Below are 24,127 nucleotides of genomic sequence, written 5' to 3' on the forward strand. Positions count from 1 at the left end.
ATGAGTTCTATGAAAACAGCATTTTTATTAGGAGCCTTTGCAATACTCTCTTCCTGTCAGAAGAATGAAAATTTGTCTGCAAAAGTATCGACAAAGAATGATTCTGAAATTCAGGAACGTTATGTTGATGAAAATGCCAATACCCTGAAAGAAAGACTTTTGCTCCCAAAGGGCTTTACCCGGGAAATAACGAATGAAAATACGTGGCAGCATTTTATTCAGAATCAGGCACTGGAAAAATATGGTAGCCCGATTCTGAGGTATGACGGAACGAGAATATCGGATCAGATACATCATGTTGGAACTCTGAAGTATGATGTTGGAGAAAAAGATCTCCAGCAATGTGCAGATGCTTTAATAAGACTCCGGGCTGAATACCTTTTTGGCCAAAAAAGATATAGTGAAATAGGGTTTAATTTTACCAGTGGTGATCACTTTTCATGGAAAAGTTATACAGAGGGCATCCGCCCACTAATTAACGGAAATAGTGTGAAATTCATAAAAAGAGCTCCGGAAAATATGCTGAATTCCTATTCCGATTTTCGTCAATATCTTGATATTATCTATAATTATGCGGGGACAATATCACTTTCTAAAGAATTAAAAGACGGACAAAGCAATACTGAGCTGAATATTGGAGACTTAATCATCACGCCTGGAAGTCCTGGGCATACGGTAATGATTGCAGATAAAATCTCAAAAGGGAAGGACAAAAGATATGCTTTGATTGAAGGCTTTACTCCGGCACAGACTATTCATATTCTTTCCGTAAATGGAAATCCATGGTTTAATATTAAACCTGGGGCTATTATTGAAACACCGAGATATACTTTCCAAAATGCGGTTATAAAAAGATTTGAATAGATTTATTTTAGAATCTGTTTCCATTTGTCACTCTCAGCGAAATCTTTTATAACTTGATTTCTTTCTGATAGGAACTGCCTTAGGTAATGGGTTAGAATAAGTTTATTAAATATCTTACCTAAAATACCAAAAGGAGAATCAAATCTGAAAATATCGGTCATTAGTGTTCCGGTATTTGTTTTCTCAAAATAATGATCATGTTTGATGTATTTAAAGGCACCTTTTAACATCTCATCCCGAAAATGAAAAGGCAGATCAAATGCTGTTATTTTTGATGTTAAAGTCTGTCGGATACCAAAGTGTGTTGCCTGCCATGTAACCGTTTCACCATTGTTTATTAAACCAGAAGTGGCCCCGGCAATAGCTTTTTCATTAGTTTTGGCTGTTGAAATAGAATGCAGATCAATGCTTCTCGATAAATCAAAGACTAAATGAATATCAGCATTTATATAGGTTTTTAATTCTATTACCGGCATTTAGACCTTTTTTGCAGTTAATTTCCTCAGTTTTTCCAGAATTTTCCAGCCTAAAGTATCTGCTTTTTTCAGTATTTCTGCAATAAGAATTGCCAGAATAACATTGATTACATATACAAGAACCATCAGTATTGCCCAATGGATATTCCCTTTTAGAGGAACAACAATAAAGTAAACCAGAGATGAACTGATCCCCTGTGCAAAATAGAAAAATATGGCATTCCGGCCAATATTATTGATGAAGGTATCTTTTGTAATTTTTAATCGGTTGTACAAAACAAAAACAGTAATCAGAGAGAGCAAAGACCAAACAATATAAGGTATCTGTGGCGGGAATTTCTGTTTGTTGATTTTATAATAAATATTTGGTCCATAGATGTAGCCGATTGTAATAATACTTATCACTGCTAGTGCATATAAAACAGGAATGTAAGTCTTTTTTATAGTTTTTCCTTTTAACAAAAATCCTATAAGAAATACACCTAAATAATACACAACATAACCAACCTGTCCGGAAGGATAATTGTTGAGATCAATATTGAAAATAAGAGTAAGTACTACACAAAGAGCGATAAACCAAGGGATATGCTGTTTGAAGAAGCGAAGAATTAGCACACCTAAAACAGTAACAATATAATATACCTTAAGGTACCAGAAGCTGCCCATGACAACCGGAAATGTATCGCAGTTGCTATAGCTGTGCAGATACCAGTTGCCTAATTGTGCCCAGTTGATCGCTGTAGAAGGATTCTGAGGAACATACTTTCCACCGAAAGTAGAATAAAAGCTTTTTAGTGTATCTGTATCCCAAAAGTTTATGACACCCGCTTTGAATATCCAGTCTGCAAAAAATAATCCGGTCACAAAGATCATATAAGTAATCTGTAACTTTAGTAAGCGATAAAGTGTTTTCTCTATATTGCCGGAAGATGTAATCCCACTTAATGCAAAGAAAATAGGAACATCTATCAGAAGACTTAATAATCTGAATTCACTGGGGATATAAAATTGGCCGGACCAGAATGCGGTATGAATAAAAATAATACTAAGTGTAGCCAGTCCTTTGGCAAAGTCAATATAGAGATCTCGCTTCATGAATTTCTTTTTTCAAAAATAGAAAATAAAACAGCCGCTTAAAACTTTTTAAGCGGCTGCAGCATTATTTAACTAATTCTACTAGTTTTAGGAATTCATTCCGGTAGCCGTCCGGATCATATTTTATAGCTGATTTTCCGAGATTTAAGATACTTTTTGTTTCTTTATTTTTCAGGTATTGGGAATCACGTAATTTCATTCCGAACCATGCTACATCAGCAGCAAATCTGAAATCATCGGAAGTATTGCTTAGAGCAACATTTTTATTGTCAATATTTTTAATGATCTCAATACTTTTGTCTCCGTCAGGTTTTTTATATCGGAATTTTATGGTTGCCAATTCTTTTCCAAAATTGTTGTCTGTTTCTGTTTTTTTGGAATATTTCAGATTTATATTCTTTGGAGAAAATTCATCTTCTGTACCTGCAGGTATAATTTCATAGAGAGCAGTAACCTGATGTCCTGCACCGATTTCTCCTGCATCTATAGCGTCATTCACAAAGTCTTCATCTTTCAGCAATCTGTTTTCATAACCAATCAGTCTGTATGCCTGTATATTTTGTGGGTTGAATTCTATCTGGATTTTTACATCTTTGGCTATTGTATACATGGTGCCGGCAAATTCCTTTACTAAAAACTTATTAGCTTCCTGCAGGTTATCTATATAAGCGTAGTTTCCGTTTCCTGCTTTTGCAAGGGTTTCCAATGTAGTGTCTTTATAATTGCCCATCCCATATCCCAGGCAGGTTAGGAAAATTCCGGATTTTCTTTCTGCTTCAATAAGACTTGTAAGGTCGTTTCTGGAAGAAACCCCAACATTAAAATCTCCGTCAGTAGCAATTACTACTCTGTTGTTTCCATTTCTAATGAGGTTTTCTCTTGCTATTTTATAGGCTAGCTGAATTCCTGCACCACCAGCGGTACTTCCTCCGGCAGAAAGTCTGTCAATAGCTTCAAGAATTTTTTTCTTATCACTTCCGTAAGTAGCTGGTAAAACCAGTCCTGCTGAACCAGCATATGCTACTAAGGATACTTTATCCTCAGAGCTGAGCTTTTCTGTCATGAGAGCCAATGATTTTTTGAGCAGAGGTAATTTGTTTTCCTGATTCATAGAGCCTGAAACATCTACCAGAAAAACCAGATTAGATTTGGGAGCCTTACCCATGTCTAAATTTTTGCCCTGTAAACCTATTTTCAAAAGCTTATGCTTCGGATTCCACGGTGCAATACTGTATTCTGTACTGATAGAAAAAGGGTGCTGATCCGTTGGCTGAGAGTAGTTATAAGGGAAATAATTAATCATTTCTTCAATTCTTACAGCGTCTTTAGGTACAGTCTGTCCATAATTAATCATTCTTCTGATATTGGAATAAGCGGCTTTGTCTACATCAACAGAGAAAGTTGAAAGAGGATTTATTGCAGGGTTCTCAAAACTATTTTCTGTGAATTCTGGATACTCCTCTTTTGAAACTTCAATTTTCGGTTGAGGAAGTGTAATTATTGGATTTTCTTTTTCTAATTTCCTCGCTTTACGTTTTATTTTTCTTAGCTCCCGTTTAGATAAATCTTTAGTGGTAATAACAATTACACCATTTGCCGCTTTTGAGCCATATAATGCAGTCGCATTTTCACCTTTCAGCACATTTATAGATTCAATATTGTTGGGAGACAGGACTTTTAAATAGCTATTGTTTACAACTTCATCATTCATTACATATAAAGGGCTGTTGGTTTGTGAAGGAGTAGATACTCCTCTGATAATAACATTGTTCATGTTACCTGGAGATCCCTTGATTCCCATTGCAGATGAAATTGTATTTACTCCTGTTTCAGCAGCGACTTTTTTATATGCTCTTGCTGAATACCCGGTAATAACAACTTCTTTCATATTGTTTTCCGATGATATTGCAAGACCAGCCACTTTTCCCTGAAGATTCATACTATTAGTTCCATCTGCATTACTAAGCCTTTTAATCTCTCTTCTTTCATCTCGCATGCGAGGAAGCTCTACATTTTTTCCGGCTCCGGTAGTTGCTGGAGGTGGTGGCGGAGCATAGCTGGCAGAAGGGCTTGTCCCAAGAGAAGGTGCTGCATAATAAGCTTCTGTTTTAGCAGGTTCCTGATATGCAATAATATCTTTAGGAGCATTTAGTTTCTTTTTCTCCTCTTTTATTTTTTCTATCTGGCCCGTTGTAATATCATTTTGTACAATTTTTTGTGGCGGGGTATGTGTTTCAACGGGAGAGTCTGCTACGTTTACAGATTCAGTCTTAGCCATTATCGGTGTTTGTTTATCTGTAGGTTTGACAAACAGATAAGTAACTCCTGCAAGCATTATTACTGCAGCTGCAGCAAGCCATTTCCGATTGAATGAAAACTCTTTTGTCTCTTTTTTAGCAGGCTGTTCCAGTTTGTTTTCCAGCATAGCCCATACCTTCTCTTTAGAAGAAAGGTCGTTAGATTCCGAATGGTCTAACTTTTTAAATATATCGTTAAGTGGATCTCGTGGGTTCATTTTAGTTGGTTTTTGAAAAGTAAAACTGATGTACCAATTTCTGTAGCTTGTTTTTTGCAAAGTTTAGCTGAGACTTGGAAGTTCCTTCACTTATCCCCAGTTGCTCAGCAATCTCTTTATGAGAATAGCCTTCAATAGCATACAGATTGAAAATGGTCTTGCTTCCTGTCGGAAGAGTGTCCATTAAGCGTAATAATTCTTCTTCATTATACGGAAAGTCCTGTATAACGGGATCCGGTATATTGAGTTCAAACTCATCAATAGAGATGGAGGCCAGCTCTTTTCTGCGCAGAAAACTGAGACATTGATTGATCGTAATCCTTCTTGCCCAGGCATCAAATGCCAAAATTTCCTTCAGCTGCGGCAATTTGGAAAAGATACTGAAGAAGGCATCAGCCAAAACTTCTTCTATGTCTTCCTGAGACTTCAGGTATCTTTTGCAGACAAAATGCAGCTTCGGATAGTAGGCGTCATACAGCTTTCGCTGTGCGATACGATCGTTACCGATACATTGTTGTAGAATTTCCTCGTTCATTTTGGTGGTTTCTATTGATAAAGACTCTGTTTCTTTTCAAAAGGTTGGAAAAGATAACTAAGTTTTATCTTTTAAAAAACAGTGTTATGCTTTTCAGTATGAATTATTTGCTAATTTTGTCATTCTCTATTTACTAAAAATGATCAGGAATTTTAGAAAAAATGAATATCTGGCTTTAGCATATCGCTTATTTTTAGCCTACTTCTTTTATTTTGTAACCAGAGTTTTGTTTGCCGTTTTCAATTGGGATCTTTTAAAAATTGATTCAGTTGGAGAACTGCTGAAACTTTGTTTTCATGGGATAGCATTCGATACTACAGCAATTTTATATACCAATGCGCTGTTTATTCTATTTTCGATTTTACCATTGTTTATAAATACAAAAAAGGGATATCAGAAATTTCTGATGATTCTTTATTTTGTCTGTAACCTTGTGGCAATATCGTTCAATTTCGTAGACTTTATTTACTATAAATTTACTTTCAGCAGAAGTGCAGTTAACATATTGGAAAGTGTTCAGCATGAGTCGAATAAAGGAAAGCTTTTTGCAGACTTTCTTATAAATTACTGGTACGTATTTTTATTATATTTTGCATGTGCATTTCTATGGATTTTCCTCTATACGAGAGTTAAAGTAAAGGAAAAGATATATGAACATAAAGGAATGTATGTGCTAACATCAGTTATAGGTATTTGTATCATCACTGTTTTGGCAGTAGGTGGAATCAGAGGCGATTTCAAGAAGAGTACAAGACCTATTAATCTGGTAGATGCCAATAAATTTGTAGATAAATATGTACAGGCCAATGTGGTTCTTAATACGCCATTTTGTATCATCAGAACAATTGGTACAACATCTTTCAAGAAGCTCACCTTTATGCCACAGGAAGAGGCAGATAAATTGGCTCATCCTGTAAAGCAGTATGAGAATAATGCTCCCTCCAAACCTAATATTGTGATCTTTATTCTGGAAAGTTATTCTCGGGAATATATTGGTGCCTTTAATAAGAATAGCGGAATCAAAGATTATGTAAGCTATACACCGTTTTTAGATTCATTATCACAGAAGAGTATGATTTTTACCAATGCCTATGCCAATGGTTATAAATCTATTCACGGGATGTCTTCCGTTCTGTCTGGCATTCCGTCATTTAAAGATGCATTTACATCTTCTCCTTATCCTAATCAGACGATACAGTCTTTGGTTTCCATTTTAAACGGTGAAGGTTATGATACTTCTTTCTTTCACGGTGCTCCAAACGGATCTATGGGATTCTTAGGCTTTGGAAATATTCTTGGCTTCAAGCATTATTATGGTAAAACAGAATATAATAACGATGCGGATTTCGACGGAGTCTGGGGGATCTGGGACGAACCTTTCTTTCAGTATATGAATAAGACGCTTACTCAGAAAAAAGGACCTTTTATGTCGACAATATTCTCTGTTACTTCACATGAACCTTTCCAGGTACCAGCTAAATTTAAAGGAAAATTCCCGATGGGTAAAGTACAGATGCACCAGGTTGTTGGTTATACAGATTATGCATTGAAAAAGTTCTTTGAATCTGCGTCAAAAGAGCCGTGGTATAAGAATACTATTTTTATTCTGACAGCTGACCACGATAATCAGAGTTATTATAAAGAATATCAGGAAGGTATGAACAAGCAGGCTGTGCCGATTATTATTTATAAACCGGATGGAAGTTTGCAAGGGGTAAATGATGAATGGGCTCAGCAGATAGATATCTATCCGACAGTTCTGGATATGATAGGCTATCAGAAACCTTTCAGAAGCTGGGGGGTAAGTTTATTCGGAGATAAAAATCAGTTACCGTTTACTGTAAACTATATGGATAATACATACCGTTATGCATCCGGAAATTATATTTGTGTTTTCGATGGACATAAAACTTTAGGTTTTTATGACAAGAATGATAAGGGGCTGAAAAACAATCTCATCGGTCAGCGAAATTCAGAGATGAATCAATTAGAGCTGCAGTGTAAAGCATTCCTGCAAGATTATTTCCACAGAATAGTAGATAAGAAACTGAACTAATTGATTTTGTGCGCAAAAAATGTTGATAAACATATTGCTAATTGCAAAAAAATAAATATCTTTGCACCTCGAATAATTATAAAAAATATATACAATGTTTGCAATCGTAGAGATAGCAGGGCTTCAATACAAAGTTGAGCAAGACCAAAAATTGTATGTTAACCGTTTGAAAGGAGATAAAGGAAACAAAGTTTCTTTTGACAAAGTTCTTTTAACTGTTAACGGAGCAATCACTGTGGGCGCCCCAGCTGTAGAAGGAATCGCTGTAGAAGCGGAGATTATTGATCATGTTCAGGCTGATAAAGTAATCGTTTTCAAAAAGAAAAGAAGAAAAGGTTACCAAGTTAAAAACGGTCACAGACAACAATTAACTCAAATCCAGATTACTTCAATCACAGGATTTGACGGAGCAAAGCCAGCTAAAAAAGCTGCTGCTAAAAAGACAACTAAAAAAGCTGCAGAAGAAACATCTGAAGAAGCTGCAGGAGAATAATATTTAACCCGAAAAAAGTTAAAATAAAATGGCACACAAGAAAGGGGTAGGTAGCTCCAAAAACGGTAGAGAATCACACTCTAAAAGACTAGGTGTTAAAATTTTCGGTGGTCAAGAAGCTATCGCGGGTAACATCATTGTTAGACAAAGAGGTACTCAGCACCACGCTGGAGAAAACGTAGGTATCGGTAAAGATCACACGCTTTTCGCTCTAGTAGATGGTAAAGTAGTATTTACTAAAAAGAGAGATAACAGATCTTATGTATCTGTAGCACCAGACGCTTAATTTTAGCGTTTTATAAAAATTAAAACCCCAACTTTCGTTGGGGTTTTTTGTTTTTTATTAAATAATGTTATATTAGTAAAACCAAAACCTTATAAATATTACATTATGAAAAAGTTATCTAAAAAAGGACTGAAGTCTATCAAGGGGGGCGCCTGTGAAGTAATTATCAATCCACCAATGAATTGTGATGAATATTGTGATATTCAGCGCAAATATAACGGAGTAGATGTATGTTATAACAATCCTCAGATTCCTTTGTCATGTGAAACATCTTGTCAATAAATTAAAACCTCAGTATTTACTGAGGTTTTTTGTCATTTTATTTGTTCTAAAAATTGAAGAGTAATAATGAAGTAATGAGGAATATTATATTTCCTGCCTAATTGATCCGGGGAAATTTCTGATCCGGAGACTTCACAATAAGAAGCTGATCCATCTGATTGTACATAAGGTGTCATAATAATGAAAATCGGAGTTTCTTTTCTCAAATCCAGGTTTTTGATTTTTTGCGCGCTTATCAAATCGTGTAGAACATAAGAATATTTGTTTTCTTTAAGTAAAAATTCTTTTTTAGGTGTTCCAAAATGGTTTGCTCTGAAAGCTATATTCAGAATATTATTTTTTTTATCAGTTTCAGTAAATAAACGTAGTGTAAAAGGTGTTGATTGTATTGCAAGCCCTTCTTCGGGAGAAATAAGATTTTCTGTTTTTGAAAGTTTCCCATTAGTAAACTCTTTTATTTTTACTAAAGAGTATTTGCCAATAAGTTCTTTAGCCTGAAGTGTTAAAGTAATTGATGTAATGTCCTGAAAATCCATTAGTTGGTTAATAACTGGATCCTTGCTGCCGTATTCGGATGATACTTTTGCTGTTTGTCCAAATGTAGAATGTGCTATTAGTGCTAAAAAATAAAATGTAATCTTTTTCATATTTTTTTATGTAAAAGTACCTTGTGGTAATAACTATGATGGTTATTTACTGAAAATTAGCGTTAATTAGTGTTAATGAAATTTTATTTCCAAAGAGAAAAGTATTTATTTTGAAACGTGAATCTGAAAATTAAAATAGCAGTTACATTGGTAGTTGGCTTATTGCTAACTGTGACGGGTTTGCAGTTTCTGTATAACTACAATCTCTATAGAACAGAGACGACAGTTTTTACCAGAACAGCTGACGAATCTTTAAAAGAGGCTATTCAGCTGTCCAGAGATCAGAAACGACAAACAATGCTCAGAAATTTAAAATACTATCTTGAAAATCCAAAGTACTTTAAAATTATTGTTGAAAAAAAAGAACCACTAAAATTTTCTTTAATAGAGCGCTCTCCTAAAATTAAGAATCATGATCGCCTAACTATGAGTTTTCAGAATCTGAATTTAGATAATGAAGATTTAAAAGGAAAAGAAAAAGATATTTTTATTCCACGTTTTTTAAAAAATGTGGATGATGATTTAAAAGAATATTATACATGGTATTACACGCCATTAGTTGGAGACTTTATTGATAATCAGTTTGAAATAAATGTTATAACACTAAATAAAGTTCAGGAAAACTACCTGAATATATTGAAGCAAAAAGGGATTAATGAATTTTTTGTATTTAATAAACCCAATAGAGGAGAAGTGACCACCCATACTTATGAGGTAGAGCCCCGTGTAAAAAATATAATGAATGTCTATGCGGCTTTTCCCAATCCTATGAAGTATTTTCTTCGTCAGCAAATATGGACAATATTAGGCTCCTTTTTGCTGGTTTGTGTTGTTCTGATAAGTAGTGTTTACCTGACAAAACTACTTTTAAGTCAAGAGCGGCTTGGTAAGGAGAAAGACCAGCTCATGCAACACCTGTCTCATGAACTAAGAACTCCTGTAAGCTCAATCCAGATAGCGGCAGAGGGTATGCGGGATCATTTACAGGGTGAAAGAGAAAGAAGAGAATATATAAATATTATACTAGATAAAACAAAAGAGCTTTCTTCTTTTACACATGATGTATTGAATGAATTGAGTTTAAATAAAACCCGTTTTTTTGTTGAAGAATATGATCTGAGTGATATACTAATAAGATTAAAAAATAGATTCGAAAATGAAAGAGTCGTAATTGATGTTATAGAAATTAATCCTGTAAAAATATTTATTAATGTCAAACATTTTGAAAACGCACTTAATAACCTTATTGAAAATGCGATTAAATATAATAAAAATGAAACCCCAAGAATTATTATAAGATCCAGAAATATAAAAAAGACAATAGAAATAACATTAGAAGATAATGGAGAAGGCATTGAAGATCAATATAAAAAAAAGGTGTTCAAAAGATTTTTCAGAGTCCCTAAAGAATCTGGTTATATATACGAAACAAAAGGATTTGGAATAGGACTTAGCTATGTAAAATATGTAATAGAGTTACATAAAGCATCAATAGAAATCCTGGATGCTGACCCACAAGGAACAATTTTTAAAATTATTTTACCTTATGCAAAAGCATAGATTACTTTTGGCTGAAGATGATATTACCTTGGGAAAACTGATTAAAGAGAGTCTTGATAGACTCAATTATGAGGTTGTGTGGGTAACAAATGGCATAGAATCACTGAAACATATTAATAAACAGACGGATTTATGTATTTTGGATGTTATGATGCCCGGAAAAGATGGATGGAGTGTAGCGAAAGAGGTAAAGAAAAACTATCCCGAAATTCCTGTAATATTTCTCACAGCATTATCCGAAACTAAAGATCTGGTAAAAGGATATGAAGCAGGGGCTAATGATTACCTTAGAAAGCCCTTCAGTATAGATGAATTGCATTTAAGGGTGAAGGAGCTATTGAAAAGAAATAAAACGGACTCCGAACAGATGAAAATTGGAGCTTATCTTTTTGATAATCACAGACAGGAACTTATCTTTGAAAATCATCAAATTATAAAACTTTCATATAAAGAAGCAGAACTCTTGAAAAGGTTATTTTTTCATAAAAATGAACTTCTGAGTAAAATAAAAGTTCTAAAGGAATTATGGGGAGATGATAACTTTTTTACCAGCCGGAACTTGGATGTCTATATTACTAAATTACGCAAGAAATTAAGTCTTGATAATAATGTTGAAATCATTAATGTGCGCGGATTCGGATATAAGTTGCTAATCAAAGAAAATAGATTTAATTAGAATTCTTAGAATTAAGAAAACTTCCCTATTTTTGGTAAAACCAATTCTATGAAGTATAAAAAACTATCTGTGGCAGTTGCAGCTTTTGCTTTTGCGGCTGTTTCAGCACAAAATTCTAACTCATTGAAGTATCCCGAAACAAAGAAAGTAAATCATACCGATACCTATTTTGGTAATCAGGTAGCAGACCCATACCGTTGGCTGGAAGATGACAGAGCCGAAGATACCAAAGCATGGGTACAACAGGAGGTGAAATTTACGCAGGATTATCTTGCGCAGATTCCTTTCCGTGAGCAGCTTAAAAAACAACTTTTAGATATCTGGAATTATGAAAAGATTTCAGCTCCGTTTAAGAAAGGTAAATACACTTATTTCTATAAAAATGATGGTCTGCAGGCTCAATCAGTATTATACAGAAAGGATGCTGCTGGTAAGACAGATGTATTTTTAGATCCCAATAAGTTTTCTGATAAGGGAACAACCTCTTTAGCAAGTCTTTCATTCAACAAAAAGGGCACGCTAGTAGCCTACAGTATCTCTGAAGGGGGATCTGACTGGAATAAGATTATTATTCTGGATGCAGAAACTAAAAAGCAGATCGACGAAACGCTTCTTGATGTGAAATTTAGTGGTATATCCTGGTTAGGAGATGAAGGTTTCTTCTATTCCAGCTATGATAAACCAAAAGATGGAAGTGTGCTTTCCGGAATGACAGATAAGCACAAGGTATATTTTCATAAGCTTGGAACAAAACAGTCTCAAGATGAGTTGATTATTGGCGGTGATAAATTCCCAAGAAGATACTTAAGTGGTTATGTAACAGATGATCAGAGGTATCTTGTTATTTCTGCAGCTAATGCAACCAACGGCAACGAACTGTATATTAAAGACCTTAAGAATAAAACAGATTTTATCCCAATTGTTACAGGTTTTGACAGCAATGTAGGTTTGGTTGATACAGATGGAGATACATTGTTCCTGCATACGGATAAAAATGCGCCGAATATGCGCATGGTAAAAACAACGATTCAAAATCCGAAACCGGAAACCTGGAAGGATGTTATTGCTGAAACATCTGAGCCTATGCGTGTGAACTCAGGCGGAGGTTACTTCTTTGCAACCTATATGAAGGATGCACTGAGTCAGATTAAGCAATATGATAAAACAGGAAAGCTGGTTAGGGAAATTAAACTTCCGGGTAATGGTACTGCTGGTGGTTTTGGTGGTGAGAAAACAGAGAAAGAACTGTATTATTCATTTACCAACTATATTACGCCTCCAACGATCTTTAAATTTAATGTAGATTCAGGAAAATCCGAGGTATACCAAAAACCAAAAGTGAAATTCAATCCTGAAAACTATGTTTCTGAGCAGGTATTCTATACGTCTGCAGACGGAACTAAAATTCCGATGATGATCAGTTATAAAAAAGGACTGAAAAAAGACGGAAAGAATCCTACAATATTGTATAGCTACGGAGGATTTAATATCAGCCTGCAACCTGCATTCTCTGTTGTAAATGCCATCTGGATGGAGAATGGAGGGATTTATGCTGTTCCGAATATCCGTGGTGGCGGTGAATACGGAAAAAAATGGCATGATGCCGGAACCAAACAGCAAAAGAAAAATGTTTTTAATGACTTCATTGCTGCAGGGGAATATTTACAGAAGAATGGTTATACTTCCAAAGATTATATGGCGCTTTCAGGACGTTCAAATGGGGGATTGCTTGTTGGTGCTACAATGACAATGCGCCCTGATTTAGCTAAAGTAGCTTTCCCTGGTGTTGGTGTACTGGATATGCTGCGTTATAATAAATTTACAGCTGGTGCCGGATGGGCATATGATTACGGTACAGCTGAAGACAGTAAGGAAATGTTTGAGTACCTGAAATCTTATTCACCAGTACATAATGTAAAAGCAGGTACATGTTACCCTTCTACAATGGTAATTACGAGTGATCACGATGACAGAGTTGTTCCTGCGCATTCATTTAAATTTGGAGCTGAATTACAGGCAAAACAGGCTTGTAAGAACCCAGTTCTTATCCGTATTGAGACGAATGCGGGGCACGGAGCGGGACGTTCTACCGAGCAGGTTGTTGCAGAGAATGCAGATCTGCTTTCATTTGCACTGTATGAAATGGGTATTAAAAACCTGAAATAGAATTTGTTTTCAATTTAGATATAAACAGACAGGCCAAAAGCTTGTCTGTTTTTTATTATGTTAAAAAGAGAACGGATAAGCCTTATTTGTCTGGAAATGCATAACTTTAGTAGACTAAATTACAGACAATGGAAAATAATGACATGACAACTCTGGTACAGGTAATGAATACCTTGAAAAGAAGAGGTGTAGATAAGGAAATTCAAATGAATGAAAATAAAAAATTTGTTCTTCAGAATTCCGATAAAGAGTACCAACCGGAAGATCTTACAATTATTAAAGTTTATCGTTTCGAAGGTGATTCGAATCCGTCTGATAATGCCGTGCTTTATTTAGTAGAAGATACTACAGGGCAAAAGGCATATATTATAGATTCATATGGTGCTGAAAGCAACTATGCCGGATCAGAATTTAATAACTTTCTTACAGGGATTGCTGTAGATGAGAGAGAAGGTAGAAATCTGAGTATCTAGTCTGTTGTTTCTTTCTTTTTAAAGAGGCCGTTAAAAAGTCCTTTTTTAGCCTGATTATTTTGTTTTCGGGCGTCAATCTTTTGCTTTATTTTTTCCTTTTTTTCTTTGATGTCATCTACTGTCTTTTCAATTTTGGAGGTATCACCAATCAACGAGCCTTTTAATCCGGTTTCTATACCGCGCCACAATAAATTGAAAAGAGATCTTTTTTCGGCTCTGGTATAATCCACATCAATTTGTTTTGGGGTATTACCGGTATTATTTTTTATAAACCAGTTGGTCAGAAAGCTTAGGAATTTTTTCTTTTTCTGATTTTTCTCATCCAGAAATTCTACTTTCAGATTGGTATTTGTCATCAGGAAAGGACCTTTTATACCATATTTGTTCCCCTTGAAATCAAAATCGACACTATTAATCATCCCACTGGTGCTTACATGCAGATAGGGTCTTATAAAATCATTAACTCGGGAGGCATCCAGATTGATGATATTGGCTTTGAAGTTAAAAGCATCTTGCATGTTTTCAACATCAAAAGTCCACAAAACTGTAGTTGGAGAAGTTCCGAAGAAGCTGGTTTTCCCGTTTACGGTAACCATAGTATTCTTTCCTTTTAATTTGGCTGTATTTATATTTTCAATACCAACATTAAGGTTCGCAAAAGAAAGTTTTCCCGGAGCTAAGGCTCCTTGGTCTGTCTCCTCATATTCCAGAAGGCTATTGATTACTTTCGTATGGTGTATAGTCAACGGAAATTTAATTTTTCTGAATTTTTCTGAAAAAAAAGTTCTTGGAGTAGGATCTGGTGGTGGCAGGTTACTGCTGAAAATATTCATGTACATCTGATATACATTCAGATTGTTGACTTCTACCTGCAAATGGTTGTTTAGATTTGAAACTTTATATCCGACGAGTTCTATTTTAGGAATCTTTACAGTATACAAGTCTTCCTGCACCGGAATTGATTTATTGAACTGAGTTCTGTTCATGGTCGGAAGAAAGCTGAAATCCGAAACAGTAATTTTATGATTGTCCAGAACAAGAGATGATAATGAGAGCTTGTAGTATTTGCCAGGATTATAGTTGAAATCGTGTGTCTTAAAGCTATAGGCGCCATATTTAAATGGGATTTCTCCTTTTGATGTTTCCTCGTTCATCAGGATTTTATTCATATTGGCAGAAACTCTTTTTAACTGGAAATGTTGGCTCCCGTCTGGTTTCAGCATTAGGATATTTCCATTTTTTAGAGAAATGTTATCCAATTCAATATCATAAGAGAAATTTTTCTGAGATTTAGGACTCTTCCCATTAGTTGACATGATTCTGATGTCAGGGCTGTCAAACTTTACTTCTGCCAATGAGATTTTATTATCCTTAAAAACAACATCCTTAAAGGTCATTTCTCTGGAAGTAACAGCGAACAGATTTGTTTTATTGGGATATTTTTGGGCAAACTTCTGCTGGGTGAGTAAAGGTTTCATTTCAAAACCTTTAATACTCATCTGTCCATTTTCAGTAGCAATTCTTTTCGCTTTATAATCATAAATATTTTCGTCACGGTAGATGAAATCCTCTCCGGAAATAGAGTAGGAGTCAAAAACGACAGGAAGTTTTTGTTTTACCTCCTTTTCTGTCATTCTGAAGTTTGTTAGCTCAAGATTCAGATTCTTTACTGTAATAAGAGAATCTTTATTGAACTTCAAAATATCAATATCGCCATTCTGTACATGGATGTTTTTAAAAAGTATAGGCTGTTTACTATTATTGCCTGCCTTCTCATCTTTTGGCTTCGCCAGCACAACTCTTAATTTCGGCTGTACAAATGTGACATCGTCAGTATTGATTACTTTATTGTATAAAGCGTCCCATATTCCGAGGCTGCTTATTTTTAGTTCCCCGATACTTCCGTCTAAGCCAATTTCATTTTGATTATTCGGATTTTTATTGGAAATATTAATCTTTTTCGCGGTTATATTTCCTGTTTTAATATCTACATCCAGGTGCTGGTATGTAATATTATATGGAGATCTCTTTTTAATGATCTCCGGCAGATTGTTTTTTAGCCAGTAATTGAATCCATAAGAAGCAGCAAAAGAAAGAATCGCTAATATGCCGATACCAAAAGCAAATATTTTTAAAAATCTTTTGTACTTTAATTTCATCCGTGTATTGTGTTTTCGTTTATCCGGCCGAAAAATCTATTACATAGCCTTCATGGCTTCGTACGTTGATGAAGTTTCCACCATCAAAGTATAGATATTGGCCTTTTATACCTTTTAGTACTCCTGTAAATTCAGGTTTCTTATCCAATGTAAATACTTTTATATCATTAGGTGCTTCATATGGATAATCCAGTCTCCAGATTTCTTCATCAGAAGAATAGAACTTTTGCGAATCTTTTGGGAAATACTCTTTTATTTTTTCACGGAAATCAGCAAGGTCAACGTCTGATTCCAGTGTTTGTAGCATTTTTTTCCAGTTGGTCTTATCAGCAAGGTGATTTTTCATCTCTACTTCTATAACTCCTGCTTCATATCGGTTGTCAGTTCTTGCAATAGGAAGAGCAAATGTAGCACCTTGATCAATCCATCGTGTCGGAACCTGAGTTTCCCTTGTTACACCAACTTTTACATCCCCTGTATATGCCAGATACACAACATGAGGAACTAACTGAATTTCTTTTTCAACTTCCAGATCTCTCTCTTCAATACCTAAATGAGCTGTTGATAATTCAGGGCGGAGGATCGTTTCACTGGCATAGGGACTTTCAAAAAAACATTTTTTACAGAATCCCATACGGAAAATAGGTAGATCCTGCCCGCAGGAAACACACTGATATCCGATATGCTTTATGCTTATTTCTTTATCAAAAAGCTGATTCATACTAATCAAATCACCCGAAAGATTAAGGTAATATTGTATAGGTTTACCATTTTCAGTGATCATTTTTAGTATTTGTCCGGAGAATTTCATGTGTATATAAATTATGTATATGTAAAAGTAAGTAATATTTCAGAAATTTATTTATTCCGAAATTAACATAAATGTCTATAGAAAAGGTTATTTTTGTTAGGAACAGGAAAAAGATGAATTATTTAGTAACAGGAGGATCTGGTTTTATAGGATCACATCTGGTGGAAAAATTATTGAGAGAAGGACATTCTGTCATAAATGTGGACAACTTTGATAATTTCTATGACTACCAGATAAAAGTTCAAAATACACTGGAATCAGTAGGTGATGACAGTGCTTTTGAATTCGATCATAAGCTTACAGATATAGCTAAGCTTATTGACAGAACAAGGTCCGAACAATATAGGCTTTACTATCAGGATATCAGGGATAAAGACGGGCTGGAAAAGATTTTTCAGATGCATTCTTTTGATATGGTAATACACCTTGCTGCATTAGCGGGGGTACGACCATCTATCGAAAAACCTCTTGAATATGAAGAAGTGAACATCCGTGGTACCATGAATCTTTGGGAGCTTTGTAAAGATTTTGAAATCAGTAAGTTTGTATGTGCTTCATCTTCCAGTGTTTATGGTAATAATGATAAGGTGCCATTTGCAGAAACAGATTTTGTCGACGAGCCTATATCTCCTTATGCCGCTACCAAGAAATGTGGCGAAATATTAGGACATGTATACCATAGTCTGTATAAAATTGACATGATCCAGCTGCGTTTCTTTACAGTATATGGGCCAAGACAAAGACCGGATCTTGCCATTCATAAATTTGCTGATTTACTGCATCTTAATGAAAAAATTCCTTTTTACGGAGATGGCACTACTGCCAGAGATTATACCTTTATAGACGATATTATAGATGGTGTTACCAAATCAATTAGTTATCTTCATAATCATGAGGGTGTTTATGAGATACTAAATCTGGGGGAGAGTGATGTTATAACCCTGCAGGAGATGGTTTCGATACTATCAGAAGAGTTAAATACAGTTCCTGTTCTTCACCGCTTACCTATGCAGGCCGGAGATGTACAGAGAACAAATGCTGACATCCTGAAAGCAAAAACTTTAATAGGCTATCAGCCAAAGACTAAGTTCCAAAATGGCATAAAAATATTTGTGGAATGGTTTTTGAGAAAAAAAACAAAAAAATAGTGAGTTAGAGGTGGAAAATTAATTAATATCCCACCTAATTTTTTACATTTGCAAAAAATTCAAAATATGTACTGGACATTAGAATTAGCTTCATATCTTAGTGATGCACCATGGCCAATGACTAAGGCAGAATTAATCGATTATGCTATTAGAACAGGCGCACCGATGGAGGTTGTGGAAAACCTTCAGGCTATTGAAGATGAAGGTGAAATTTATGAAAGTATCGAGGAAGTTTGGTCAGATTACCCGACCGATGAGGATTTCCTTTGGAACGAGGACGAATATTAATAAAACGTTTGGCTGATTGCATAGAGCTATCGGCTTTTTTTAATGATTAACTAATGCAATTAGCCAAATGCTATTTGCCAAATGCGATATAAATGGGTTTTTTAGACACGATTCTCAAGGGTTTTTTAGGTAACAAAAATGAAAAAGACCTGAAGGAAGTAAAAAAAGTAGTAGAGAAGATAAAAAAGACTGAGCCGGCTATTGGACAGCTTTCCGATGATGGGCTTAGAGAAAAGACCAGAGAATTTCAACAAAAAATTCAGGATGCTGCAGCTAGTGTGCGTAAGCAGATAGAGGATATCCAAAGCAAAATCGAGACAACTGATAATGTTGACGAGAAAGAAGCGCTTTACGGGCAGGTAGCAGATCTTAATAAAGTTGCATATCAGCACGAAGAGAAAGTTTTAGGAGATATTCTTCCGGAAGCTTTTGCATTGCTGAAAGAAACTGCAAGAAGATGGGCACAGAATGGTGAGATCCGTGTAACTGCATCAGACAGAGACCGTGAACTGGCTGCAACAAAAGATTTTGTTGTAATAGAAGGGGATCAGGCAATCTGGAAGAGCGAGTGGGATGCTGCCGGTACTGCTGTGAAGTGGGATATGGTACATTACGATGTTCAGTTTATCGGAGGAACGATACTTCACCAGGGTAAAATTGCCGAGATGGCAACCGGTGAAGGTAAAACATTAGTAGGAACACTACCTATTTTCCTTAATGCACTTCCGGGCCGTGGTGTACACGTTGTAACGGTAAATGATTACCTTGCAAAACGTGACTCGGCATGGATGGCTCCTATTTTCGAATTCCACGGACTTTCTGTAGATTGTATCGACAATCACCAGCCAAACTCAGAGAGCAGAAGAAAAGCATATAAATCCAGTATTACCTACGGAACCAATAACGAATTTGGTTTTGACTACCTGAGAGATAACATGGTAAACAGTCCTGAAGAATTAGTTCAGGGTGAGCTAAACTATGCGATTGTGGATGAGGTAGACTCTGTATTGGTGGATGATGCAAGAACTCCGCTTATTATCTCCGGTCCTGTTCCACAAGGAGACAGACAGGAATTTGATCTGCTAAAACCAAGTGTTGACCGTATTGTAGAGGTACAGAAAAAGACCATTACTGGTATCTTCGGGGAGGCTAAAAAACTTATCGCAGCCGGAAACAAAAAAGAAGGAGGATTCAAACTTCTTCAGGCGTTCAGAGGATTGCCAAAGAACAGACAATTAATTAAATTCCTTTCTGAGGAAGGAAACAGAGCGCTTCTACAGAAGACTGAAGCGCAATATATGGCAGATAACAACCGTGAAATGCCAAAGGTAGATAAAGACCTTTATTTCGTTATCGACGAGAAAAACAATCAGGTAGACCTTACCGATAAAGGGGTAGAATACATGTCTCAGGGTAACTCAGACCCTAGCTTCTTCGTTCTTCCTGATATTGCAACTGAAATTGCAGAACTAGAAAAGCAAAACCTCCTTAAAGAAGAAGAATTTGCTGCTAAAGAAGAATTATACCGTGATTTTGCAGTAAAATCTGAACGTGTACACACTTTAAGCCAGTTACTAAAAGCTTATTCATTATTCGAAAAAGATGATGAATATGTGGTAATTGACGGCGAAGTTAAGATCGTTGACGAGCAGACAGGTCGTATTATGGAAGGAAGACGTTATTCAGACGGTCTTCACCAGGCGATTGAAGCAAAAGAAAATGTAAAAATTGAAGCGGCAACCCAAACCTTTGCAACGATTACATTACAGAACTATTTCCGTATGTACAACAAACTTGCGGGGATGACAGGTACTGCAGAAACAGAAGCAGGCGAACTTTGGGAAATCTATAAATTGGATGTAGTGGTAATCCCTACCAACAGACCAATCCAGAGACATGATAAACACGACTTGGTTTACAAGACCAACCGTGAGAAATATAATGCGGTAATTGAAGAAATTGAGAAGCTTACAGCTGCCGGAAGACCTGTACTGGTTGGTACAACTTCAGTAGAGATTTCTCAGTTATTGTCAAAAGCACTTCAGTTAAGAAAAATACAACACCAGGTACTTAATGCTAAGCTTCACAAAAAAGAAGCTGAAATTGTTGCCGGAGCCGGACAGCCAGGAGTTGTGACTATTGCAACAAACATGGCAGGACGTGGTACCGATATCAAGCTTTCTAAAGAAGTAAAAGATGCGGGCGGTTTAGCAATTATTGGTACAGAAAGACATGACTCCAGACGTGTAGACAGACAGTTAAGAGGTCGTGCAGGACGTCAGGGAGACCCAGGTAGTTCTCAGTTCTATGTTTCTTTGGAAGATAACTTGATGCGTCTTTTCGGCTCAGAAAGAATTGCGAAGATGATGGATAAGATGGGGCATAAAGACGGAGATGTGATTCAACACTCTATGATCAGCCGTTCCATCGAAAGAGCTCAGAAGAAAGTGGAAGAGAATAACTTTGGTATTCGTAAGAGATTATTGGAGTATGATGATGTAATGAACAAACAACGTGATGTTATCTATAAGCGTAGAAAAAATGCTTTATTTGGGGAACATTTGAAGTTTGATATTATGAACATGATCTACGAAACAGCAGGATCTATTGTTAACCAAACAAAGGCAGATAATAACTTCAAAGAATTTGAATTTGAAATTATTAAAAACTTTACAATGGATGCTCCGGTTTCTGAATCCGAATTCAAAAATATGCAGGCACCTGCACTAATTGATAAAGTATACCATACAGCTGTAGAAGACTACAAGCAGAAGTTAGCTTTATTGAAAGAGAAGGCTTTCCCTATCATCGAGAATGTATACCAAAACCAAGGTAGTATGTTCAAAATGATTCAGGTTCCTTTCAGTGATGGTCACAGAACTCTGACTATTGTTACTGACCTTCAGAAGGCTCATGAGACACACTGTGAATCTTTAATTACAGATTTTGAAAAGAATATTTCTTTAGGTATTATCGACGAAAACTGGAAGAATCACCTTCGTGAAATGGATGACCTTAGGAGATCTTCTCAGGGGGCTGTTTACGAACAAAAAGATCCGTTAGTAATCTACAAGCAAGAATCTTTCTTCTTATTTAGTGAGATGGTAGATAAAATTAACAAAGAGATTGTTTCTTTCCTTTACAAAGGAGAGATCCCGGCTTAATAATCTTTAATTTAAATATTGTTGAAAACCGTCAGCCTCAGGCTGGCGGTTTTTTTTATATCACATACGACATTAAAATATATGATAAATGATAGGTTTATATATATGATCAGTATTTCACGTATTAGTGATGACCTTTTGTTATTACAAATTTCAGAAGTTATTTATATTTATAATAAATAAAAGAAATTTGATAGAAAAATAAAATTTATTTAGAATTGTTAAAGATAATATATTTGCAAAAAAATTACACACATGAATAAAGCACTAATATGTGCCTCTTTACTAGGTTCTGTATTGTTTTTTGCGCAGGAAAAAGATTCTCTTAAGTCAAAAAATATAGATGAAGTAGTCATTAGCGGGAAATATTACCAAAAATATAAGCTAAATGAAGTTTCGGGATCACTAAGATTACAGACCCCAATTATAGAACTCCCTCAGAATGTTCAGTCCATAAGTTCTCAGATTCTGGCTGATCAGATTACTTTAAATATGTCAGAAGGCATTGTCAGAAATGTAAGTGGTGCCAGAAAAGTAGAGCATTGGGATAATGTTTATTCTAATGTATTTATGAGAGGAGCTAGTATTGCAACTTTTATGAACGGAATGAATGTTTCGTCTACATGGGGGCCAATTAATCCGGATGCAGCAATTATTGATAGAATAGAATTTGTAAAAGGTCCTGCTGGTTTTATGGGATCTATGGGAGATCCTGCCGGATTTTATAATATCGTAACCAAGAAGCCAACAGGTAGGTTTAATAATAGTGTAAGATTTACAACAGGCAGTTACAATCTTTTCAGAGGAGAAGCAGATTTAGATGGCGTATTGGTGAAAGGTGGCGTATTGGACTATCGTTTAAATCTTATGGGAAGTACCAATAAAAGTTGGGTAGAGAACGATAAAACCAACAAGATAATTATAGCACCTTCCATTACTTTCAGACCTACAAAAACAACAACTTTTACAGCTCAGTATAACTATCAGTACCTTAAGTTTGCACAGCCCGGGGCTTATCTGATGTCTAATGACGGATATGCATCTCTGAATGTACATACCAACTTTAATGATCCTAACTTTAAAAAAACTGAGGTAAAAGATCAGAGTTTATTTTTAAGTTTGGATCAGAGACTATTCAACGATTGGGTTTGGAGCACTCAGTATGCTTATATGGACTTGAATTATGATGGTGGTTCATGGTGGGGAACATTTGATAAGGATAATAAGAATATCCTGAACAGGGCTTTGAGCAACTGGCAGGCTGTCGGAAAAAACCATATTTTCCAAACCTATGTTAGGGGTAGCCTAAAAACGGGAAATGCTGTTCACAAGATTATTGCAGGATTTGATTTTGGAGACAGGAAATACAATGCTGATTTTTCATCATTCCCGGGGAGTTTTCCAATTGATATTTATAATGTTCAATATGGTGTAGACCCATCAAAATTACCTTCGTTCGATTTTTATACGCTAAACACCAAAGCCGATTTTTATAATGATCAAGGCGTAAAATACACTTCGTATTATGCTCAGGACCAGATAGAGTTATTTAATAATAAACTTCGTATTACTCTGGCAGGAAGATATACAAGCGGTACAACCTATGCAGCTTATCCTAATCTTAGCCTTGGCACACCTATCGTACCAGATAAAGCAGGTGAATTTACGCCAAGGGTTGGTATTAGTTATTCCATTATGAAAGATTTCTCTGTGTATGGTGTTTATGATAAGACTTTTATCCCACAGTCAGGAACAGGTATTGGAAAAACTAAAGTTACGGATCCACTTAGAGGTCAAAACCTTGAAGTTGGATTGAAAAAAGACTGGTTTGGTGGAAAATGGAACTCAACATTTGCAGTATATGAGATCAGAAGAAAGAATATCCTAACAAATGGTGATATAACACAAAATGATGGGAAGCCTTTTGTGATTGCAACAGGTGAACAAAGAGCCAGAGGGTTTGAAGCAGATATTAAAGGTGAGATTTTTAAAGGATTGAATGTTGTAATTAACTATGCTTACACCGACGCAAAAACTATTAAAGATAATAATCCAACAAGGATAGGGGTTCAGTCTCCGGGGAATGCTAAGAATGTTCAGAATACCTGGTTAAGTTATAGATTTGGAGATGGATTCTTAAAAGGGTTTGGCCTTTCTGCAGGTTATCAGTATCAAGGTGGAAGACAATCCTGGTTTGGATCTAATACGCAATACGATCAGAGATTACCAGACTATTTTGATACCAACTTGGGAATCTCCTATGTGGCTAAAAAATTCGATGTTAATTTGTTGCTGAACAATACGCTTAACAGAAAGCTTTATAGTGGATACAGAGGTGGGGCAGGAGAATATGCATGGATCTATAATGCTCCAAGAAACTTTAGATTATCAATAGGATATAAATTTTAAATAATGAAGAGCTAAACCGGTGGG

20 protein-coding genes are annotated in these 24,127 nt (G+C 35.6%); 13 read left to right on the plus strand and 7 right to left on the minus strand.

The window, feature by feature from the left end; genetic code table 11:
* The first annotated feature begins 9 nt into the window (after positions 1-9).
* Positions 10-864, plus strand: a complete 855-nt coding sequence (locus ATE49_RS17075) for a DUF4846 domain-containing protein (protein ID WP_260256195.1) — start codon at positions 10-12, stop codon at positions 862-864.
* 2 nt (positions 865-866) lie between these two features.
* Here the strand turns inward: ATE49_RS17075 and ATE49_RS17080 are convergent, their stop codons facing one another.
* From ATE49_RS17080 to ATE49_RS17095, 4 genes are all read right to left on the minus strand, one after another.
* Positions 867-1,340, minus strand: coding sequence for an SRPBCC family protein (locus ATE49_RS17080; protein ID WP_065083073.1), 474 nt, complete (start codon positions 1,338-1,340; stop codon positions 867-869).
* On the minus strand, positions 1,341-2,435 hold the full coding sequence (locus tag ATE49_RS17085; protein WP_065083074.1) for an acyltransferase family protein: 1,095 nt from the start codon (positions 2,433-2,435) through the stop codon (positions 1,341-1,343).
* 64 nt (positions 2,436-2,499) lie between these two features.
* A complete protein-coding gene (locus ATE49_RS17090; protein WP_065083075.1) occupies positions 2,500-4,950 on the minus strand; it encodes a vWA domain-containing protein in 2,451 nt (816 codons plus the stop codon).
* A gap of 1 nt (position 4,951) precedes the next feature.
* Positions 4,952-5,485, minus strand: a complete 534-nt coding sequence (locus ATE49_RS17095; RefSeq protein ID WP_065083076.1) for an RNA polymerase sigma factor — start codon at positions 5,483-5,485, stop codon at positions 4,952-4,954.
* Between the two features lie 139 nt (positions 5,486-5,624).
* Between ATE49_RS17095 and ATE49_RS17100 the strand changes: the two genes are divergently transcribed.
* The 4 genes from ATE49_RS17100 (at position 5,625) to ATE49_RS20270 (ending at position 8,602) form a co-directional block, all read left to right on the plus strand.
* Entirely contained in the window at positions 5,625-7,541 is a 1,917-nt protein-coding gene (locus tag ATE49_RS17100) for an LTA synthase family protein (protein ID WP_065083077.1), read from the plus strand.
* A gap of 94 nt (positions 7,542-7,635) precedes the next feature.
* Positions 7,636-8,034: a 50S ribosomal protein L21 gene (rplU, locus tag ATE49_RS17105; protein WP_045182615.1), complete on the plus strand. Its 399-nt coding sequence runs from the start codon at positions 7,636-7,638 to the stop codon at positions 8,032-8,034.
* Positions 8,035-8,062: 28 nt separating this feature from the next.
* Positions 8,063-8,320, plus strand: coding sequence for a 50S ribosomal protein L27 (gene rpmA / locus ATE49_RS17110; RefSeq protein ID WP_016199026.1), 258 nt, complete (start codon positions 8,063-8,065; stop codon positions 8,318-8,320).
* A gap of 105 nt (positions 8,321-8,425) precedes the next feature.
* The gene (locus tag ATE49_RS20270) at positions 8,426-8,602 is read left to right on the plus strand and encodes a hypothetical protein (protein ID WP_155759314.1); all 177 of its coding nucleotides are present in this window, start codon (positions 8,426-8,428) and stop codon (positions 8,600-8,602) included.
* A gap of 32 nt (positions 8,603-8,634) precedes the next feature.
* On the opposite strand, the gene ATE49_RS17115 is transcribed toward ATE49_RS20270, so the two are convergent.
* A complete protein-coding gene (locus tag ATE49_RS17115) occupies positions 8,635-9,249 on the minus strand; it encodes a hypothetical protein (RefSeq protein ID WP_065083078.1) in 615 nt (204 codons plus the stop codon).
* Between the two features lie 117 nt (positions 9,250-9,366).
* Here ATE49_RS17115 and ATE49_RS17120 point away from each other — a divergent pair, with 117 nt between their 5' ends.
* The 4 genes from ATE49_RS17120 (at position 9,367) to ATE49_RS17135 (ending at position 14,124) form a co-directional block, all read left to right on the plus strand.
* Positions 9,367-10,809, plus strand: coding sequence for a sensor histidine kinase (locus ATE49_RS17120; protein WP_065083079.1), 1,443 nt, complete (start codon positions 9,367-9,369; stop codon positions 10,807-10,809).
* The gene (locus ATE49_RS17125; RefSeq protein WP_065083080.1) at positions 10,796-11,485 is read left to right on the plus strand and encodes a response regulator transcription factor; all 690 of its coding nucleotides are present in this window, start codon (positions 10,796-10,798) and stop codon (positions 11,483-11,485) included. Before ATE49_RS17120 ends, ATE49_RS17125 begins: the two co-directional genes overlap by 14 nt.
* Before the next feature lie 48 nt (positions 11,486-11,533).
* Positions 11,534-13,651: a prolyl oligopeptidase family serine peptidase gene (locus ATE49_RS17130; protein ID WP_059156193.1), complete on the plus strand. Its 2,118-nt coding sequence runs from the start codon at positions 11,534-11,536 to the stop codon at positions 13,649-13,651.
* 128 nt (positions 13,652-13,779) lie between these two features.
* Entirely contained in the window at positions 13,780-14,124 is a 345-nt protein-coding gene (locus ATE49_RS17135; protein WP_034870840.1) for a hypothetical protein, read from the plus strand.
* On the opposite strand, the gene ATE49_RS17140 is transcribed toward ATE49_RS17135, so the two are convergent.
* Together ATE49_RS17140 and ATE49_RS17145 are read right to left on the minus strand one after the other, a co-directional pair.
* Positions 14,121-16,283, minus strand: a complete 2,163-nt coding sequence (locus ATE49_RS17140; RefSeq protein WP_065083081.1) for an AsmA family protein — start codon at positions 16,281-16,283, stop codon at positions 14,121-14,123. The two genes, ATE49_RS17135 and ATE49_RS17140, sit on opposite strands and share 4 nt — an antisense overlap.
* 19 nt (positions 16,284-16,302) lie before the next feature.
* Entirely contained in the window at positions 16,303-17,094 is a 792-nt protein-coding gene (locus ATE49_RS17145; protein WP_059156195.1) for a DUF2797 domain-containing protein, read from the minus strand.
* 113 nt (positions 17,095-17,207) lie between these two features.
* Between ATE49_RS17145 and ATE49_RS17150 the strand changes: the two genes are divergently transcribed.
* The 4 genes from ATE49_RS17150 (at position 17,208) to ATE49_RS17165 (ending at position 24,103) form a co-directional block, all read left to right on the plus strand.
* Entirely contained in the window at positions 17,208-18,242 is a 1,035-nt protein-coding gene (locus ATE49_RS17150) for a GDP-mannose 4,6-dehydratase (RefSeq protein WP_065083082.1), read from the plus strand.
* A 66-nt stretch (positions 18,243-18,308) separates the two neighbouring features.
* On the plus strand, positions 18,309-18,530 hold the full coding sequence (locus tag ATE49_RS17155; protein WP_002662059.1) for a DUF2795 domain-containing protein: 222 nt from the start codon (positions 18,309-18,311) through the stop codon (positions 18,528-18,530).
* 92 nt (positions 18,531-18,622) lie between these two features.
* Positions 18,623-21,694: a preprotein translocase subunit SecA gene (gene secA, locus ATE49_RS17160; RefSeq protein WP_065083083.1), complete on the plus strand. Its 3,072-nt coding sequence runs from the start codon at positions 18,623-18,625 to the stop codon at positions 21,692-21,694.
* 255 nt (positions 21,695-21,949) lie between these two features.
* The gene (locus ATE49_RS17165) at positions 21,950-24,103 is read left to right on the plus strand and encodes a TonB-dependent siderophore receptor (RefSeq protein ID WP_065083084.1); all 2,154 of its coding nucleotides are present in this window, start codon (positions 21,950-21,952) and stop codon (positions 24,101-24,103) included.
* The last annotated feature ends 24 nt before the right edge of the window (positions 24,104-24,127 follow it).

The sequence above is a fragment of the Elizabethkingia miricola genome, assembly GCF_001675285.1.
GTDB classification, from domain to species: domain Bacteria; phylum Bacteroidota; class Bacteroidia; order Flavobacteriales; family Weeksellaceae; genus Elizabethkingia; species Elizabethkingia miricola.

What these genes read in the sequence shown, in the direction of transcription:
- ATE49_RS17100 (WP_065083077.1), top strand. Translation starts at nt 5,625, where the DNA reads ATGATCAGGAATTTTAGAAAAAATGAATATCTGGCTTTAGCATATCGC.
- ATE49_RS17115 (WP_065083078.1), bottom strand. Translation starts at nt 9,249, where the DNA reads ATGAAAAAGATTACATTTTATTTTTTAGCACTAATAGCACATTCTACA.
- ATE49_RS17080 (WP_065083073.1), bottom strand. Translation starts at nt 1,340, where the DNA reads ATGCCGGTAATAGAATTAAAAACCTATATAAATGCTGATATTCATTTA.
- ATE49_RS17130 (WP_059156193.1), top strand. Translation starts at nt 11,534, where the DNA reads ATGAAGTATAAAAAACTATCTGTGGCAGTTGCAGCTTTTGCTTTTGCG.
- ATE49_RS17165 (WP_065083084.1), top strand. Translation starts at nt 21,950, where the DNA reads ATGAATAAAGCACTAATATGTGCCTCTTTACTAGGTTCTGTATTGTTT.
- ATE49_RS17150 (WP_065083082.1), top strand. Translation starts at nt 17,208, where the DNA reads ATGAATTATTTAGTAACAGGAGGATCTGGTTTTATAGGATCACATCTG.
- ATE49_RS17125 (WP_065083080.1), top strand. Translation starts at nt 10,796, where the DNA reads ATGCAAAAGCATAGATTACTTTTGGCTGAAGATGATATTACCTTGGGA.
- ATE49_RS17095 (WP_065083076.1), bottom strand. Translation starts at nt 5,485, where the DNA reads ATGAACGAGGAAATTCTACAACAATGTATCGGTAACGATCGTATCGCA.
- ATE49_RS17140 (WP_065083081.1), bottom strand. Translation starts at nt 16,283, where the DNA reads ATGAAATTAAAGTACAAAAGATTTTTAAAAATATTTGCTTTTGGTATC.
- ATE49_RS17135 (WP_034870840.1), top strand. Translation starts at nt 13,780, where the DNA reads ATGGAAAATAATGACATGACAACTCTGGTACAGGTAATGAATACCTTG.
- ATE49_RS17085 (WP_065083074.1), bottom strand. Translation starts at nt 2,435, where the DNA reads ATGAAGCGAGATCTCTATATTGACTTTGCCAAAGGACTGGCTACACTT.
- ATE49_RS17155 (WP_002662059.1), top strand. Translation starts at nt 18,309, where the DNA reads ATGTACTGGACATTAGAATTAGCTTCATATCTTAGTGATGCACCATGG.
- ATE49_RS17075 (WP_260256195.1), top strand. Translation starts at nt 10, where the DNA reads ATGAAAACAGCATTTTTATTAGGAGCCTTTGCAATACTCTCTTCCTGT.
- ATE49_RS17145 (WP_059156195.1), bottom strand. Translation starts at nt 17,094, where the DNA reads ATGAAATTCTCCGGACAAATACTAAAAATGATCACTGAAAATGGTAAA.
- secA (WP_065083083.1), top strand. Translation starts at nt 18,623, where the DNA reads ATGGGTTTTTTAGACACGATTCTCAAGGGTTTTTTAGGTAACAAAAAT.
- ATE49_RS17090 (WP_065083075.1), bottom strand. Translation starts at nt 4,950, where the DNA reads ATGAACCCACGAGATCCACTTAACGATATATTTAAAAAGTTAGACCAT.
- rpmA (WP_016199026.1), top strand. Translation starts at nt 8,063, where the DNA reads ATGGCACACAAGAAAGGGGTAGGTAGCTCCAAAAACGGTAGAGAATCA.
- ATE49_RS20270 (WP_155759314.1), top strand. Translation starts at nt 8,426, where the DNA reads ATGAAAAAGTTATCTAAAAAAGGACTGAAGTCTATCAAGGGGGGCGCC.
- rplU (WP_045182615.1), top strand. Translation starts at nt 7,636, where the DNA reads ATGTTTGCAATCGTAGAGATAGCAGGGCTTCAATACAAAGTTGAGCAA.